This window comes from Natronobeatus ordinarius, assembly GCF_024362485.1.
GTDB classification, from domain to species: Archaea; Halobacteriota; Halobacteria; order Halobacteriales; family Natrialbaceae; genus Natronobeatus; species Natronobeatus ordinarius.
Genome location: NZ_CP101456.1, coordinates 3,211,838 through 3,228,009, shown reverse-complemented (window position 1 = coordinate 3,228,009; position 16,172 = coordinate 3,211,838). Strand labels below are relative to the sequence as shown.

Here is a 16,172-nt window from a genome sequence, read left to right as displayed (position 1 = left end):
GTTCTATCCGACACTCGCCGCGGCAGGATTTTCCGGTCACATCGACGACCAGACAGCTCACCGATCACAACCACCATACGTTCGGCCCCCGAGGAGAAACGGTATGCGACGCGCGCTCCCGACGCTCCTCGTCGTCCTGTTGGTCGTCCTCGCCGGCTGTACCGGCGGGCTGACCGGCGACGACGGCGGCGACCCGACGGTCGAACTCGACGAGAACGACGACGCGGTCGAGGAAACCGACGACGCGGTCGAGGAAACCGACGACGGCGGCGATCCGACGGTCGAACTCGACGAGAACGACGACGCGGTCGAGGAAACCGACGACGCGGTCGAGGAAACCGACGAACCGGCCGAGGAAACCGACGACGCGGTCGACGGCGAACTCGAGGTTCACCACCTCGACGTCGGGCAGGCCGACGCGACGCTCCTGATCGCGCCGTCGGGCGAGACGATGCTGATCGACACGGGCGACTGGCGCCAGGACGGCCAGGCGGTCATCGAGTACCTCGAAGCTCACGGAATCGACCGGATCGACCACCTCGTGGCGACTCACGCCCACGCGGACCACATCGGCGGCCACGAGGCCGTAATCGACCACTTCGAAGAACACGGCGACGGGGTCGGCGCCGCCTACGACTCCGGGGTCGCCCACACCTCACAGACCTACGAGCGGTACCTCGACGCGATCGAACGCCACGACGTGACGCTGTTCGAGGTCCGTGAGGGCGACGAGATTCCCTTCGAGGGCGTCGACGCCCTCGTCCTGAACCCGCCCGAGGGCGATAGCGGCAGCGACCTCCACTACAACAGCGTGAGCCTCGCGATCGAGTTCGGCGACGTTCGGTACCTGACGACCGGCGACGCCGAGGCCGACGCCGAAGCGCGCATGGTCGAGGACTGGGCCGACGAACTCGAGGCCGACGTCTATCAGGCGGGCCACCACGGCTCCTCGACGAGTTCGACCGAGCCGTTCCTCGAGGGGGTCTCACCCGAGGTGGCCGTCATCTCGAGCGCACTCGAGAGCCAGTACGGCCACCCACACGACGAGGTGCTCGAGGCGTTCGCCGAGCGCGGAATCGAGACGTACTGGACCGGCGTCCACGGCGACATCGTGGTGACGACCGACGGCGAGACGGTCACGGTCGAGCCCGAACGCGAGGGGTCGACGGACGCGGCCGAACTGCTCGAGGCAAAGCCCGACGACGAGTCGGTCGGACTCGTCGATCCGTCGTCGGGGCTCGCTTCGCCGGGAGGTGCCGTGACCCCGATTGATGTGGCTGGCGCGCCTACGCTCGGCGCATGACCGACACGTACACGGCCGTCCTCGACCGCATCGTCGACGGCGAGACGGCAGTGTTCCTGCTCGAAGCGGAGGATCGCGTCGTCGACGAACTGACCGTCGACGTCGAACGCGTCCCCGAGGACGGCCGCCGCGACGGCGCGGTGTTCGACGTCGTCGTCGTGGACGGGGAGCTCCTCGAGGCGACCTACCAACCCGAAGAGACGGACGCCCGTCGCGAGGCGGCTCAGGAGCGATTCGACCGCCTCTCCAGGCGACTGGGCGACGACGAGGGGTGATCGGCCGTCCCCGCGCTCGCGCCTCGGCGGCGACCGGCGCGCCGACGACCGATCGATGAACAAGGCTCATTTACATCGGCGAACAACGCCCAGCATGGAGCAAAGCCAGTATCTGGGGGCGTTCTACCTCTTTGGCATCGCCCTCAACCTGGTCGCCCTGGTCTATGCGATCCAGACCGGGCAGACTGCATTCGCCGTTGCGTTCGTCCTGGTGGTGCTGTATCTCTCGTTTCGGTACCGGACCCGGGAGCAGTTCGTCGGCGGGCCTGACGACGAGTAGCACGGGGTCGCCGCGAGCGTCGAATCGGACAGCTATTAATCGCCGTCGTGCGAACGGCGGGGTATGACGCTCTCGAGCGCTCCCGGGAAAGTGTACCTGTTCGGGGAGCACGCCGTGGTCTACGGCGAGCCGGCGGTGCCGTGTGCCATCGAGCGACGGGCTCGCGTGGGGGTGACTCGACGCGACGACGGCAAGCTGCGCGTCCAGGCGGACGACCTCAGCCTCGACGGCTTCACCGTCGAGTACGGTGGGCAGACGGGAACCCGACCGGACGTCGACGTCTCTGAAAACCTGATCGCGGCCGCGATGGGTTACGTGGACGGGGCGATCGAGCAGGTTCGCGACGTCACAGGCGAGGCCGACGCCGGCTTCGACGTCACCATCGAAAGCGACATTCCGCTCGGCGCGGGGCTCGGCTCGTCGGCGGCAGTCGTCGTCGCCGCCATCGACGCCGCGACGCGTGAGCTCGGCGTCACACTCGAGCCCGACGAACTCGCCGAACGGGCCTTCCAGACCGAGTACGAGGTGCAAGACGGGCAGGCCTCCCGGGCGGACACGTTCTGCTCGGCCACCGGTGGGGCGGTCCGCGTCGAGGGCGACGACTGTCGATCGATCGAGGCGCCGGACCTCCCGATCGTCGTCGGGTTCGACGGCGGCGCGGGCGACACGGGCGAACTCGTCGCCGGCGTGCGGTCGCTACGCGAGGAGTACGGCTTCGCCGCGGACACGGTCGAAACCATCGGCGACCTGGTGCGCACCGGCGAGGACGTCCTCGCCGACGGCGACCTCGAGGAGCTCGGCCGGCTGATGGACGTCAACCACGGATTGCTGTCGGCGCTCGGCGTCTCCTCGAGATCGCTCGACGCGATGGTGTGGGCGGCCCGGAACGCGGGCGCCTACGGGGCGAAGCTGACGGGTGCCGGCGGCGGCGGCTGCATCGTCGCACTCGACCCCACCGACGAGACCGAGACAGCTCTCTCGTACACGCCCGGCTGCGAGGACGCCTTCCGCGCCGAGCTCGCAGAAGAGGGGGTGAAGCGGCTCGAATGATCGTCCTGAAACTCGGGGGAAGCGTCGTCACGGACAAGGAGTGCCCCGAGACGGTTGACGAGGCGGCGCTCGAGCGGGCGGCCGACGCCGTCGCGGGGTCGCTCGAGGCCGGCCACGTCGACGACCTCGTGCTCGTCCACGGCGGGGGGAGCTTCGGGCACGTCCACGCGAGCGAACACGGCGTGAGTACGACCGACGGGACCCACGACGCCGCGGCCGTCGACGCCATCCACGGCGCGATGAAGGCGCTCGACGAGGCCGTCCTCGAGGCGCTGCTCGCCCGCGGTGTGCCCGCCGTACCGGTTCACCCGTTCTCGACCGCACACCGCGACGCCGACGGCGCGCTTCACCTCCCGACGGGCCAGGTTCGAACGATGCTCGACGAAGGGTTCGTCCCCGTGCTCCACGGCGACCTCGTCGCTCATGCGGGTGAGGGGGCGACGGTCGTCAGCGGCGACGAACTCGTGGCCGACCTCGCGACGGCCCTCGAGGCCGACCGGATCGGCCTCTGCTCGACGGTCCCCGGCGTCCTCGACGACGAGGGCCGGGTGATCGCCCGGATCACCTCGTTCGCCGACGTCGAGTCGGTCCTCGGCGGCAGCGACGCCACGGACGTCACCGGCGGGATGGCCGCCAAGGTCCGGGCGCTGCTCGAGCTGGAAGCCGAGGCGTCGATCTTCGGCCCCGCTGACCTCGAGGCGTTCCTCGCGGGCAAGGAGTCGGGGACGACCCTCGATTGAGAACGGGCGACGGCCGAGTTCGGCGGTCGAGGGCGACGACGCTCGAGGTGTCACTTCACCCGACGTTCAGCGAGCGAGAGGGACACAAACCGTTAGGGGCGAGAACGTGGGAGGGGGCGTATGGCCCTCGAGGACGTGTTCGCCGACCTCCCGAATCCGGGCACCCACAGCTTCCCGGACTACTCGCTGCCGAAGGGGGAGCCGGTGCTGCCGATCGCGCTCACGCGTGAGGAGCTGTCGACGCTTCTCGAGTTGTACGAGACGTTCGCCGACGTCGACCCGACCGGGATCGACTCGAACCCGTTTCTGAAGGCCACGACCGAGTTCATGCAGCGGACGTTCGCCACACCGATCCAGCGGCCCGACGAGCGGTTGACCGACGACGTCGCCTCGCTGCTCACCGACTTCTCGGACGACCTCGGCGGGCGGGAGATCGGCGTCGTCGACGCGACGCCGAAACACCACCGGACGCTCTATTTCTTCCTGACAAGCTGTCGGAGCTACCACCTGGCACCCTACCTCCGATTTTCCCCCGACGAGGCGGCGGTCGAAACGCTGTACCGGGTGTACGAGCGGGTCGTCGAACAGGACGTCTACCTCAAGCGCCCGGAGACGATCTTCGACTGATCGCCACCACAAAATGTATGTGGGTTGAACGTACTCGGAGAGTATGGAGCGTCCGTCGATTGCCGTCTGGTTTATCGCCGTCGGTATCGCTGTCCTCGTCTACTCGCTCTCCCCTCCGCTCTTGCTCGTCGCTGGATTCCTCGCGGCCGTGGGATGGGGCGCTCACGTTCTCGTCTGGGATCTCCGATACTCCTCGAGGCCGTGACACCTCGGGTGGAGCGAGCAGAGCCGAGCCCGCCGCCCGTCGGAGGTCCGAGCCGTCAGTCGGGATCGCCGACCGTCCCTCGCTCGAGCACCGCGGACGTCTCGAGGTGGCGCGTCGAGAGTTCGACGTACCGATCGGCCGCCGAGTGCCAGTAGGATTCCTCGAGTTCCTTGACGACCTCGGCGGGGGTGCCGACGGCGAGACACGAGTCCGGGATGGTCGTGTTCTCCGTGACGAGGCTGTTCGCGCCGACTAAGCTCTCGTCGCCGATCTCTGAGCCGTCGAGGACGACCGCGCCCATGCCGACCATGCAGCGCCGGCCGACGGTCGCGTTGTGGACGATGGCGTTGTGGCCGACGGTGGTGTACGGGCCGATCTCGGCGCCCTCGTGGACCGTGGCGTTGTCCTGGACGTTCGCCCCTTCCTCGAGGACGATCGGGCCACGGTCGCCGCGGAGGACGGCGCCGGGCCAGACGCTCGCGTCGGGGCCGACGGTGACGTCCCCGATGACGACCGCGCGCTCGTCGACGTACGCCGAATCGGCGAGCGCCGGTTCGTGCCCGTCGAAGGATCGGATCATGGGCGAACCACTGGCGCGGAACGACTTAAGGGTAAGAGGATTGCGCGAGCGAGCGTGGCCGGCGCCTAATCGAACAGCACGCGCTCGAGGATCGGCCGGAGGAACGATCCCCGGCGGCTCTTCTTCGAGTGGACGAGCAGGACGGGGCCGTCGATCGCGGCCGCCAGTCGGTCCGAGCGCTGTTCGACGAGCAGGTCCGGAATCCGTCGGTGGGTCATCGTGCTCAGCATGACGACGTCGGCGTCCTCGAGTTCGCTCGAGAGGCCCGCGACGGCGTCGTTCGCCTGGACGATCGTCGACTCGACGGGGACGGTACAGAGGTCGTCGAGGTCGGCGTGGTACGCCTCGATGGTCTCGAGCAGTTCCTCGGCCCCGTTTTCGGGGACGGCGTAGACGAACCGCAGCCGGGCACCGAGCACGTCCGCCACCGCGTCGGCGAGTTCGACCTTGAGGGGGTCGTTGAACGGGCTGCGGTCGGTGACGATCACGATCTCGTCGACGGTGACGGGACGCTCTTGCTGGACGAAGACGACGTCACAGGGGGCGTGCTCTATGATCCAGTCCTCGTCGCGGCCGAACAGCGTCCCGAGTCGGCTGGTCGCCTCGTGGCGCGCGAGGATGAGGTCAGCGCCCGACCGTTCGGCGAAGTTGACGACGGCGTGGCGGCTGTCGTGGCTGACGATCTCGCCGACCTCGACGGGAATCTCGAAGTACTGGACGAGTTCGTCGGTTCGCGCTTCGAACTCGACGTCGTCCTCGGAGAGCGTCTCGGCGGCGGTGTCGAGGGGGACCTGGTCGGGCACCTCATCGAACCGGACGATCCGGATTCGACCACCCTGCCGGTGGACGATCGGCGCGGCGAGCTGGAGTAAGGCGTCTTCCTGCTCGCGGCTGACGTCCCGACGAAGCGGGATGAGCACCTCGTAGCGGTCCTCACGCTCGAGCTGGTCTTCGGTGTCGCGGACGAACTTCCGGCCGGCTTCCTGGCGGGCGAGTCCCTTCGCGGCGCCTTCGCGTTCGATCCGGTCTGCCGCGTACCATTTGAACCAGAGCAGCCCGAAGAGCACGATGCCGATCGAGCCGAGGATCTCCGCGGCGTCCATCTGGGTGATGATGAAGACGCCCGAGACGATGCCAAAGAGCTGCACCCAGGGGTAGCCCGGCGTGTAGAAGTCGGGATCGTACCACTCGAGGTCGCGCTCGCGGAACGCGATCAGTGCGCCACAGACGAGGATGTAGACGAGGATCTGGAACGCCCCGGCCATCTTCGCGATCCGGTCGACGTCCTGGGTGGCGACGATGAAGACGATGATCGCCCCGGTGGTGAGGATCGCGACGAACGGCGTCGAGAATCGCGGGTGGATGTACTCGAACCGTTTCAGGAAGAGCCCGTCACGGCTGAGCGCGAGCGGGTAGCGCGACGCCGTCAGGATGCCCGCGTTGGCGGTGCTGATCAGTGCGAGCAGGGCCGCGAGGACGATCGCACCGACCGTGAGCGGCCCGATTGCGAACTCGCCGATCATCGGGAGCGGAACGATCGTTCCCCCGAACAGGAGATCAGTCGCCAGCGCCATCGGCTCCTCGGAGTCGGCCAGCTGGTCGCCCTCGACGACACCGACGAGCACGAACACGAGCAGCGCGTAGAGAAACGCCGTCACGAGCAGCGAGACGAGCAGGCCGAGCGGGAGATTTCGACCGGGATTTTCGATCTCCTCGGCGACGGCGGCGACTTTCGTCACCCCGGCATACGAGACGAGCACGAGCGCCGTCGCGGTGAGGATCCCGTCGAGTCCTTCGGCGAAGAAGCCGTCGTAGTTGACCCCCTCGACCTGGACGATCGAGCCGGCGACGAACGCCGAGAGGATCACGAGCATGACGATCACCATCACGAGCTGGAGGCCACCGGTCTGTTTGACCCCGACCAGGTTGACCGCGATGAGGGCGAGCGCGAACGTGATCCCGAGCGCTCGGACGCCGGGGATCGGGAGCGTCGCGCCCAGCCCCGGAACCGCGAGCTCCCAGGTCGGGAGCGTGTAAATGAAGTTGATGTAGAACATGCCGCCGTAGAGCGCGAGCGATCCCTTGAGCATGAGCATGAGCCAGGTGCCGAGCCCGGCGATCGTCCCGAAGGAGGGGCCGAGCCCGCGCTCGATGAAGACGTAGTCACCGCCGGCTTCGGGCATCGCCGTTCCGAGTTCGGCGATGCTGAGCGCCGCGGGAACCACGAGGATCGCGGCGATCACGAACGCGAGGATGACTGCCGGCCCCGCCTCGGCCATCGCGATCCCCGGCAGGATGAAGATGCCGCTCCCGATCATCGCACCCATGCTGATCGCGATCACGGCGAACAACCCGAGGTCGCGCTCGAGATCTTTTGCCATCGCCAGGAGCTTTCGAACGGAAGGTTAGATATGTTTGCATAGCGGAGTCGATCGTGTCATATTCACACTGAATAATAATTTTGATGGACTAAAATGGGAGGGGAATTTGACAAAGACACAGTATTCGGTTCGGTCGGCGACGTTGCTCGCACACGATGCCGATGAGGTACTCGAGTGGGCACGTCTGCGCCGATCGAGCGGACTCGACGACGCTCTCGGATCAGCTCCAGGCAGGACTACCGCCAACCCACGGAGTTTTTAACGACGGGGGGAGTAGAGGATCGTAGCGAAACCCGCGGGCAAGTACACTCGAGGTCACGGGGTTCCCGTGAATCGACAGGAGGTGATCTCCTCCGGGTGTATAGCGGGATGGCCGACGCGTCGAGACGCAGGGGCCGAGCGAAACCGGGAGTCCGCGGACCGTTTCGATGAGAGTCCACACGCGGCTTTCAGTGCTACAAACCATGGAAATCGAAATTGCAACGGTAGGCGGTTACGAGGAAGTCGGGCGGCAGATGACTGCTGTCCGCGCCGGTGACGACGTCGTCATCTTCGACATGGGTCTGAACCTCTCACAGGTCCTGATCCACGACAACGTCGAGACCGAGCGGATGCACAGCTTAGACCTGATCGACATGGGCGCGATCCCCGACGACCGGGTCATGTCCGACTTAGAGGGCGACGTCCAGGCGATCGTCCCGACCCACGGTCACTTAGACCACATCGGCGCCATCTCGAAGCTGGCCCACCGGTACAACGCGCCGGTCGTCGCGACGCCGTTTACGATCGAGCTCGTCAAACAGCAGATCGAGGGCGAACAGAAGTTCGGCGTCGAGAACGACCTGATCAAGATGGACCCCGGCGAGTCGATGACGATCGGCAATCACGGGGTCGAACTCGAGTTCGTCAACGTGACCCACTCGATCATCGACGCGATCAACCCCGTCCTCCACACGCCCGAGGGCGCGATCGTCTACGGGCTGGACAAGCGCATGGACCACACGCCCGTCATCGGTGACCCGATCGACATGAAGCGCTTCCGTGAGATCGGCCGCGAGGGCCAGGGCGTGCTCTGTTACATCGAGGACTGTACCAACGCGAACAAGGGAGGACGCACCCCCTCCGAGCGCGTCGCCCGGGAGCACCTCCGGGACGTCCTCTACAGCATGGAAGACTACGACGGCGGCATCGTCGCGACGACGTTCTCGAGTCACATCGCCCGTGTGAAGTCGCTCGTGGAGTTCGCCGACGACATCGGCCGACAGCCCGTCCTGCTCGGTCGCTCGATGGAAAAGTACTCCGGAACGGCAGAGCGACTCGACTTCGTCGACTTCCCCTCCGACCTCGGGATGTTCGGTCACCGCAAGTCCGTCGACCGCACGTTCAAACGCATCATGAACGAGGGCAAGGAGAATTTCTTACCTGTCGTCACCGGCCACCAGGGCGAACCCCGCGCGATGTTGACCCGCATGGCTCGCGGCGAGACGCCGTACGAACTCGACGACGGCGACAAGGTCGTCTTCTCCGCCCGAGTCATCCCCGAACCGACCAACGAGGGTCAGCGCTATCAGTCCGAGAAACTGCTCGGCATGCAGGGTGCACGCGTCTACTCCGACATCCACGTCTCCGGCCACCTCAACCAGGAAGGCCACTACGCGATGCTCGACGCGCTCCAGCCCCAGCACATCATCCCCGCCCACCAGGACCTCAAGGGACTGTCGGGCTACGTGAATCTCTGCGAGAGCGAAGGCTACGCCATGGGTCGTGACGTCCACGTCTCGCGAAACGGCAACCTGATCCAGATCGTCGACTGATATGACGACCCCCGAGGCACGCGAAAAGGCGGTACTCGAGGCGGTGCACGAGCGCCGAGTGCTGGTCAACGAGGCGATCCCCGAGGAGCTCCCGGTAGAACGACCCGAACGGCTCTACGAGGCCTCACGGTACCTGCTCGACGCGGGCGGCAAACGGCTGCGGCCGTCCGTCCTGCTCACGGCCGCGGAGGCGCTCGCGGACGTCGAGCCGTTGAGCGAAGCGTACCGATCGTTTCCCACGCTCGATGGCGGCGCCCCGATCGACGTGATGGCCGCCGCCGTCAGCGTCGAGGTCATCCAGTCGTTCACGCTCATTCACGACGACATCATGGACGACGACGACCTCCGACGCGGGGTCCCGGCCGTTCACAGGGAGTACGACCTCGAGACGGCCATCCTGGCCGGCGACACCCTCTACTCGAAGGCGTTCGAGATCATGCTCGAGACCGGTGCACGGCCAGAGCGAACCGTGAGGGCGTTCGACATCCTCGCGAACACCTGTACCCAGATCTGTGAGGGCCAGCAACTCGACGTCGCCTTCGAACAGCGAACGGACGTCACCCCCGAGGAGTACCTCGAGATGGTCGAGCAGAAGACCGCAGTGCTGTACGCTGCGTCGGCTTGCTTACCGGCGGTGCTGATGGGGGCCGGCGAGGAGACGATCGACGCACTCTACGGCTACGGACTCGATGTCGGCCGGGCGTTCCAGATCCAGGACGACGTCCTCGATCTGACCGTCCCGAGTGAGAAACTCGGCAAGCAACGCGGCAGCGACCTGGTCGAGAACAAGCAGACGTTGATCACCGTCCACGCCCGCGAACAGGGCGTCGACGTCGATGCGCTGGTCGACACGAACAGCGTCGACGACGTCACGGAAGCCGAGATCGACGACGCGGTGGCCACCCTCGAGGACGCCGGCTCGATCGCCTACGCCAACGAGATGGCTCGCGACCTCGTCAGTCGCGGCAAAGACCGACTCACGGTGTTGCCGGATAACGAGGCCCACGACCTGCTACTCGAACTCGCCGACTACCTGATCGAACGCGGCTACTGACGGCCGCGTCGACGCCTCCACCGATCCTCGACTGCTCGAGCGAGTAGCAAGGCGTTCTCGAGTGTCGTCGCTCATCGCGTTCGAGCCGCGAAGAGACGTGCCCGCGGGAAGGTGGTCGGTGGTGGATTGAACGGGTTCTCCCCCGGGCACCCGAAGGGTGGGGACGCCTCCGTGATAAATCTGCGCACGATCTGGCGAGCACGTGACCGGACGTCGGCGGCGATCGATCACTCGCGCTGCCAGTCGGCACCGACCCAGTGACCGCCGCCGTACACCACCACGACCTCGCTGACGTCCTCGGCGTCGAATGCGACGACGTCTCCCTCCTCGAACGTGTCACCAACCTCCGGTTCGAGGTCGATCGTCTCTCGGCTCCGCCCGCTCCGAAGCTCCGCCTCGAGCTTCGGCGTCGGGAGTTCGTCGCCACCGACGTGTTCGAACTCGCCTTCGTCGGCTCGGAGTTCGAGGTCGATCTCGGGCGCGACTCGGCCGCCGCCGACGCGACCTCCGGTCTCGCTCCAGACGACGTTCACGTACGAGCCGAGTTCGACGTCCTCGAGCTCGAGCGTCGCGCCGTCGGTGACGGTGTCGTACTCGTCGGCCCACTGAGTGTCGGCGGGCTCACGGCCGAGCTCCAGTTCGTACTTCTCGGCTGCGCGTTCGACCTCGTTCTCGAGTTCGAGCGTCACGGTCGTCGTCTCGGTTTCGTAGTCGTACTCGACGGTCGCGGTTCCTGGCGGTCTGACGTGGTACCAGTCGATGTGGTCCTCGGTGTCGCTCCAGACGAGGGTCACGTACGAGCCGAGTTCGACGTCTGTGACCTCGAGGGTCGCGCCGTCGGTGACGGTGTCGTGGTCGTCGGCCCACCCAGCAACGGGCTCGTGGTTGACCCACAGCTCGTACTTTTCGGCCGCGCGTTCGACGTCGTCCTCGAGTTCGAGCGTCGCCGACAGCGTCTTCGAGTCGTAGTCGTACTCGAACGTGGCACCTCCGGGTGGGGCGATCCGGTATCCACCCACTCGGGCGTCGGTCTCGCTCCAGACGACTTCCAGTCGCGAGCCGACCTCGACGTCCTCGAGCTCGAGCGTCGCGCCGTCGGTGACGGTGTCTGCCTCGTCGGCCCACTGGGTGTCAGCTGGTTCGTCGTCCACGCGCAGTTCGTACTTCTCGGCTGGGCGTTCGTCCTCGAGTTCGAGCGTCGCCGTGACCGTCCGCGAGTCGTAGTCGTACTCGAACCTGGCGGTGCCGGGCGGGGAGACGCGATGTCGCGCGATGGAGTCACGGCGAGTGTCGCCATCCCAGCCGACGATGACCTCGTCGCCGGGGAGCACGCCGTCGAGCGTGGCGTCGTCGCCGGCCGACAGCTCGCCGTCCCACGGCTGACGGGTCGCCCGCGGTTCGGGTTCCTCCGCGTCGGGACCGCGAGGGCCGTACATCGAATCCCGGTCGTGAGCGGCGAGCCACAGTCGGTCGCCGTCGAGGGGGAACTCGTCGTCGTACTCGACCGCGACCGTCTCCGCATCGTAGTCGTACTCGAATCGGAAGCGGAAGTGATTGAGGATCGTCGTCCCGCTTCCGCTCGAGCCCAGTTCGTGCTCGTGGCGGAGCCTGACCTGCAGGTTCGGCTCGACGTCGTCCATGTCGAGTCGGATCGTGTCGCCTTCCTCGAGTTTCTTCGCGTCGCCGGCCCAGATCTCGCGGTCGTACGCCTCATCGCCGACCTCGAAGGTGAGGTCCTCGACGGGCGTCGGATCACCGCGGCCGAGTTCGATCTCGAGGTAGTCGTCCTCGAGGTCGATGTCGCGATCGTTTACGCGGAGAAAGCCGGGACTGTCGTGCTCTCTGACGGCGCGTTCGGCGGCGAGGTCGCGGACGATCGTGACGGTGACGAGCGTGCCGTCGACCTCGGCCTCCGGCTCGTCTCGCGTGGGCATGTAGGCGAACTCGGTCTCGATCGCCTCGAGTACCTCGTCGGTGATCGCGGCTTCGTCCTCGAAGTCGACGCCGAGGTCGACGCGTATCGTGTCGGGGTCGATGACGGTCGACGCGTATGCAGCGAAGTTGACGTCGCCGTCGTCGAGGTCGAACGGCAGGTGGAGCTCCTCTTCGACGCTGACGTGTCGACTGTCGGCGTACTCGTACGCCTCGATTCCTGCCGCGAGCCGTGGCGCTGCATCGAGGAGCCGGTCGGTGTCGTCGGCGCTCGCCGCGAACGCGTCGTCGATCGTCGCCTTCTCCGTCGTGACGATCGCGACGTCGTCCGTGACGGCGGCGTAGGTGGTCTCTCCTCGTCGAGCGCCGTGCTCGTACAGGTCGTACGTGACTCCGTCGTCGGTCTCGTTCGACTCCGGCTCGCCGTCGAACTCCACGTCGCCTTCGACGACCGTGATCGGTGTCGAGTAGCCCTCGTCCGTCGCCACGACCGAGGCGACCTTCGAGACGTCCTCGGGGTCGGTCCTGACCGGACCGATCGGGACGTGTGGGCCGTAAGGTTCGTCGGCCTCGAGCAGCCGTTCGACGTCGGCCACCGTGAGCTGCATGGAGTCCGTGGCGACCGACGCCGGGAGAAACTCGAGAAGCGACGAGAAGTCGGGACCGTCTGCGGGTACTTCTACGGCGTCCGGGCTCTGCTCACGGTCGCCGTCGGCGGCGACGGCGTGGCCAGCGAGGGCGGCGGTGATCGTGGCTCCGATTCCACCGAGGAGGGTGCGGCGGGGATACTCCTGCATACCGCGAACTTGTGTCCGACGTAATAAGTAGACTATCCGTACATTCTGGCTCAGAAAATACCCCTAGAGAGTGTCACACTTACTGATCGAGGGCGATCGTGACGCGAGAGCGAGTCTCGGGGGCGGTTCAATCGTCTCCGGGAGTCGTTCCGGGTCGGTACGTCCGGCTGATCGCCTTCCACCGCCCCGTCGAGAACCGATAGTAGTTGATCGTCGCCGGCACCGCGGTCTCGGCGAGGAACGCGAGGTAGAGCCCCCACAGGCCGAGGGCGGGAATCGTCCCCAGCCCCGGAACCGTCAGGCTGGTCGTCCCGAGATAGGCGAGCGGGATCGCCGCGCCGAACATCCCGAGCGCCTGGCTGTAAAAGGGCCATCGGGTGTCGCCGCTGGCGTTGAGCGGGCCGGCGGCGGAACTCGAGACGCCCTGCAGGATCACCGCGAGACACGCCGCGTGGACGAGCGTCACCGCGATCGGGACTGCTGGATCGGCGGGATCGTCGGTGAACGCGAGCGTGATCGGTTCGGCGAAGGCGAAGACGATCCCGGCCGAGACGAGGTAGACGGCGACTGCAAAGCGAACGATCTCCCGGCCGTACTCTTCGGCGGTCGTCTCGTCGCCGGTCCCGAGTTCCTGGCCAACGAGACTCGAGGAGGCGAGGCCAAAGCCCCAGCCGGGGGTGTTCATCAGCCCCCAGATCCGTCTGGCGATGACGTACGCGGCGACGGTGCCCTGGCCGAAGCCGCCGACGATCCAGAGCATGGGGAACTCGGCAAACGTCCAGACGAGGTTCGTCCCCATCACGGGGAGGCCGATGGTGACGAGATCCCGGATCGTGCCGCCGTCGAAGTAGGACCCGAAGGGATCGATCCGCACCGGGAGCGTTCCAACGCCGGGCAGCCAGCCCGTAACCAGGGCGAGGGCGAACGTCGCCGTCACCGCGACGTTGGCCAGCACCGTTCCGAGCGCCGCTCCGGTGACGCCCAGTTCGAAGCCGAAGATCAGGACGGCGTTGAGGCCGATGTTCGCGACCGCGCCACCCGCCCGGACGACCATCGGCGTCCAGGCGTCGTCCATCCCGACGAACGTCCGACTCCCGATCAGGTTGAGCCCGGCGAACGGGATGGCGAAGGCGACCACTCCCAGGTACGCCGCGCCGTGGACGATGGCCTCGGGATCGTCAGTGATCAGCGAGACGAATTCTTCGGGGTAGAGCCAGAACACCACCGTGAACGGTAGCGAGAGGACGACCACGAGGACGACACTCGAGCGTATCGCCTGTCCGAGTTCGTCGAACGCCTCCGCGCCGAATCGCTGGGAGACGAGCGCGATCGTGCCACCAGCGACGCCGCCGCCGATCACGAACGCGAGCCCCCAGAACGGCGTCGCGAAGCCGACGCCAGCGATCGCCGCCGTGCCGACGGCGACGCCGACCATCGCGACGTCGACGGCGCTCTTTGACATCCGGGCCAGGCCCGTGACGACCCGCGGCCAGGCGAGGTCCGTCGTCCGGCGCGCCCGCTCGCGCTCGATCAGCCCTAGGCGGGCGAGTGCGAGCCCGATCCAGAGGATCGGCAGGCGAACCGGATTAGGGAGACGGCGGACCACGAGAATCGACCGGAGCTAGCCAACCCCGACAAAAAGCCCTTCTCGAGCCGGCAGCGACGACCGGTTTCGATTCGATACCATGTATCAGGGAACTGTTGACACGCGAAAAGGTCGCGGGTTCGTGAAGGTTACAACTGAAAACTTGTTCCTCGTTCCATAGAGTTATGGCGCGTGCGACCATTTACCAGGCATGGAACTGCTCGACGACGCCATCGTTCCCGAACACGCTCACGACGTGAAAGCCGAGGCCCGCGAGTTCGCCCAGGAACAGATCGAACCGAACGCGGAGGCGTACTTCCGATCGGGGGAGTACCCGCGGGAGGTCCTCGAGGCGGGCCAGGACGCGGGACTCGTCGCCCAAGACATCCCCGAGGAGTGGGGTGGACGGGGACTCGACCTCGCCCAGTTGCTCGCGGCAACCGAGGAGTTCTATCGCGCGGACGCGGGGATCGCGCTGACGCTCCAGCTCGCGAGCTTCGGCTGTGAGATTACCTACGAGTACGGGACCGACGAGCAGTGCGAGCAGTACGTTCGGCCGGTCGCCGAGGGCGAGCAGCTCTCCGGGCTCGCGGTCTCGGAACCGGAGACGGGCAGCGACCTCGCGGGGATGGAGACGCGCGCCGAGAAAGCGGGAGACGCGTACGTCCTAAACGGCGAGAAGTACTGGATCGGCAACGGCGTCGAGGCCGACTGGGTGACGGTCTACGCGCGGACGGGCGACGGGGACGACCGGTACGGAAATCACTCGCTGTTCATCGTCCCGACCGGCACGGACGGCTACGAGGCCGAGCACATCCCCGAGAAGATGGCGATGCGGGCGTCGAAGCAGGCCCACATCACCCTCGAGGACTGCCGAATCTCCGAGGAGAACCTGATCGGTCACGAGGGCGCCGGCTTCATGTTGCTCGCGGACTTTTTCAACCACGGCCGCGTGATCGTCGCGGGACACGGCCTCGGCCTCGCCGCGGCCGCCATCGAGGAAGCCTGGGCGTTCGTCCACGAGCGCGAGGAGTTCGGCCGCACGGTCAACGAGTTCCAGTCGGTTCAGCACGACCTGGCCGATATGCTCGTCGCGTTCGAGAGCGCTCGCGCGCTCACCTGGCGCGCCTGCGAGCACGTCGACGAGCGAGAAAACGCCGGCTACTGGGCCGCGATGGCCAAGACGAAGGCGACCGAGACGGCCGTCGACGTCGCCGAACGAGGGATGCGCCTCCACGGCGGCCGATCGGTGCTCGAGGACCGGCGCATCGCCCGCGTCTACCGCGACGCACGCATCCCCGTGATCTACGAGGGCGTCAACGAAGTCCAGCGGAACCTGATCTACCGACAGGCCCCGTAGCACGACGGACGGCCTTCGACTCAGGCGACCGTCGTGTCGTCGAACTTCCGCGGCACTCGGGCCGTCGGTTCGTCCGTCGGTATAACTCAGGTAGTAGATACAAGATGAGAACTTACAGATAAACTCCACTATTGAGCACCTCCAAAGGCTGTCACCAAACCGACTATCGGACAGTCGTGCCACCAGCCG

The 16,172-nt window shown here is 66.6% G+C and carries 14 protein-coding genes; 10 read left to right on the top strand and 4 right to left on the bottom strand.

What is annotated here, in order from left to right; translation table 11 throughout:
* Nucleotides 1-103: 103 nt before the first annotated feature.
* From NMQ09_RS16375 to NMQ09_RS16345, 7 genes are all read left to right on the top strand, one after another.
* The gene (locus NMQ09_RS16375; RefSeq protein WP_255191658.1) at nucleotides 104-1,303 is read left to right on the top strand and encodes a ComEC/Rec2 family competence protein; all 1,200 of its coding nucleotides are present in this window, start codon (nucleotides 104-106) and stop codon (nucleotides 1,301-1,303) included.
* The gene (locus NMQ09_RS16370; protein WP_255191657.1) at nucleotides 1,300-1,578 is read left to right on the top strand and encodes a DUF3006 domain-containing protein; all 279 of its coding nucleotides are present in this window, start codon (nucleotides 1,300-1,302) and stop codon (nucleotides 1,576-1,578) included. Before NMQ09_RS16375 ends, NMQ09_RS16370 begins: the two co-directional genes overlap by 4 nt.
* 94 nt (nucleotides 1,579-1,672) lie before the next feature.
* Nucleotides 1,673-1,858, top strand: a complete 186-nt coding sequence (locus NMQ09_RS16365) for a hypothetical protein (RefSeq protein ID WP_255191656.1) — start codon at nucleotides 1,673-1,675, stop codon at nucleotides 1,856-1,858.
* Between the two features lie 63 nt (nucleotides 1,859-1,921).
* Nucleotides 1,922-2,908 (top strand): mevalonate kinase, encoded by a 987-nt coding sequence (mvk, locus tag NMQ09_RS16360; protein ID WP_255191655.1) that lies wholly within the window; start codon nucleotides 1,922-1,924, stop codon nucleotides 2,906-2,908.
* Nucleotides 2,905-3,648: an isopentenyl phosphate kinase gene (locus NMQ09_RS16355; protein ID WP_255191654.1), complete on the top strand. Its 744-nt coding sequence runs from the start codon at nucleotides 2,905-2,907 to the stop codon at nucleotides 3,646-3,648. Before mvk ends, NMQ09_RS16355 begins: the two co-directional genes overlap by 4 nt.
* Before the next feature lie 120 nt (nucleotides 3,649-3,768).
* Nucleotides 3,769-4,275, top strand: coding sequence for a hypothetical protein (locus NMQ09_RS16350; RefSeq protein WP_255191653.1), 507 nt, complete (start codon nucleotides 3,769-3,771; stop codon nucleotides 4,273-4,275).
* Nucleotides 4,276-4,318: 43 nt separating this feature from the next.
* Nucleotides 4,319-4,480 (top strand): hypothetical protein, encoded by a 162-nt coding sequence (locus NMQ09_RS16345; RefSeq protein ID WP_255191652.1) that lies wholly within the window; start codon nucleotides 4,319-4,321, stop codon nucleotides 4,478-4,480.
* Between the two features lie 55 nt (nucleotides 4,481-4,535).
* On the opposite strand, the gene NMQ09_RS16340 is transcribed toward NMQ09_RS16345, so the two are convergent.
* Both NMQ09_RS16340 and NMQ09_RS16335 read right to left on the bottom strand, forming a co-directional pair.
* On the bottom strand, nucleotides 4,536-5,060 hold the full coding sequence (locus NMQ09_RS16340) for a gamma carbonic anhydrase family protein (RefSeq protein WP_255191651.1): 525 nt from the start codon (nucleotides 5,058-5,060) through the stop codon (nucleotides 4,536-4,538).
* A gap of 65 nt (nucleotides 5,061-5,125) precedes the next feature.
* A complete protein-coding gene (locus NMQ09_RS16335; RefSeq protein WP_255191650.1) occupies nucleotides 5,126-7,441 on the bottom strand; it encodes an amino acid permease in 2,316 nt (771 codons plus the stop codon).
* A 464-nt stretch (nucleotides 7,442-7,905) separates the two neighbouring features.
* Here NMQ09_RS16335 and NMQ09_RS16330 point away from each other — a divergent pair, with 464 nt between their 5' ends.
* Nucleotides 7,906-9,255 (top strand): ribonuclease J, encoded by a 1,350-nt coding sequence (locus tag NMQ09_RS16330; RefSeq protein WP_255191649.1) that lies wholly within the window; start codon nucleotides 7,906-7,908, stop codon nucleotides 9,253-9,255.
* A 1-nt stretch (nucleotide 9,256) separates the two neighbouring features.
* Nucleotides 9,257-10,309, top strand: coding sequence for a geranylfarnesyl diphosphate synthase (gene idsA3 / locus NMQ09_RS16325; protein WP_255191648.1), 1,053 nt, complete (start codon nucleotides 9,257-9,259; stop codon nucleotides 10,307-10,309).
* A gap of 227 nt (nucleotides 10,310-10,536) precedes the next feature.
* On the opposite strand, the gene NMQ09_RS16320 is transcribed toward idsA3, so the two are convergent.
* Together NMQ09_RS16320 and NMQ09_RS16315 are read right to left on the bottom strand one after the other, a co-directional pair.
* Complete coding sequence (locus tag NMQ09_RS16320; RefSeq protein ID WP_255191647.1) at nucleotides 10,537-13,038, bottom strand: hypothetical protein; 2,502 nt, start codon at nucleotides 13,036-13,038, stop codon at nucleotides 10,537-10,539.
* 127 nt (nucleotides 13,039-13,165) lie between these two features.
* Nucleotides 13,166-14,644, bottom strand: coding sequence for an MATE family efflux transporter (locus tag NMQ09_RS16315; protein ID WP_255191646.1), 1,479 nt, complete (start codon nucleotides 14,642-14,644; stop codon nucleotides 13,166-13,168).
* 190 nt (nucleotides 14,645-14,834) lie between these two features.
* On the opposite strand from NMQ09_RS16315, the gene NMQ09_RS16310 reads away from it, so the two are divergent.
* Entirely contained in the window at nucleotides 14,835-15,983 is a 1,149-nt protein-coding gene (locus NMQ09_RS16310; RefSeq protein ID WP_255191645.1) for an acyl-CoA dehydrogenase family protein, read from the top strand.
* Nucleotides 15,984-16,172: the final 189 nt, after the last annotated feature.